This window comes from Phyllobacterium sp. P5_D12 (assembly GCF_054049495.1).
The window spans coordinates 1-948 of sequence record NZ_JBFUMG010001011.1 but is presented as its reverse complement, the minus strand read 5'-3'; the positions used below and the strand labels follow the sequence as shown (position 1 = coordinate 948).

At 54.1% G+C, this 948-nt stretch carries 1 pseudogene; it reads right to left on the bottom strand.

Annotated features, from left to right (window positions below):
- Positions 1-832 (bottom strand): annotated as a pseudogene (locus tag ACXJ5O_RS28330) (tyrosine-type recombinase/integrase); the annotation flags it as partial.
- Positions 833-948: the final 116 nt, after the last annotated feature.

Here is a 948-nt window from a genome sequence, read left to right as displayed (position 1 = left end):
TTTCCTGCACATCGCCCACTCTTAGACGGATAACCTGCGAAAACCGMGCACCAGTAGCCGCGAGAACGAGGACAAGCCGATAAAGATCGCCGTCCCACTTCTGCTCCTCATCCACCATCTGTGATGCCTGAATAAGCCTGCCGACGTCCGTATCGGATAAGATCTGATTTTCGCGAGCGACATCCTCCCCCTCATCCTGTACCGGTAGCGCCTTCAGGCCACTCTTAATAATGACGGGCAAGTTCGCGGGGAGTCGATCTCGATTGTTCTGCCACCCGGAGTTGAGAGCTGCCTWAAAATCGTTGGCGAGTCGATTTACGGTAGTCTCCTTCAACCCATAGAGATCGCCGCGCCATGATTTCAATTGCTGTTCGGTCAGCGTGTGAAGAGCAACATCTGCCAAAGGTTTGCAGGTAACGTGTTTGCGAAGCCGCTGAGAGGCATTCGATCTAGTGTTTTTGCCAGCGCGCCTCGTGTCTTTGGCATCGCGCAGCGCGACATATTGCTCAACCGCAAGTCGGACCGTCATCAGTGGCCCGTTGGCCATCGCCTTGGCCTCAAGCCTCGCCGCTTCCACTATGTTCACTGCAGCCTTCCTGCCCGCCTCAAAAGTCAGCGTTCCCGCGCCAGTAACATCGTCTGCCGTGCCGAGCGTTGCCTGGATGTATTTTCCCTTCCCCTCATACCAACGCACCAGCCATTTGCCTCCGCGCTTGCCCTTTCGGTAGCCGAGATGGATGTCCGGATCGATAGAGCGCCAGTAAACGCCAGCAACTAGCTTTTCGCGAGCGCTGCGTGTGGTGATCGAAGATTCTAAGAGAGTCTTAGCCATGAGGTTTCCTGAGGTGTCAAATATTCGTCAAATATACACCCTTACGCGTACTCGTACACGGGTGGACGTAACTTTACTAACATATTGAATMCTATGAACACAGGCGTACTTAGAGG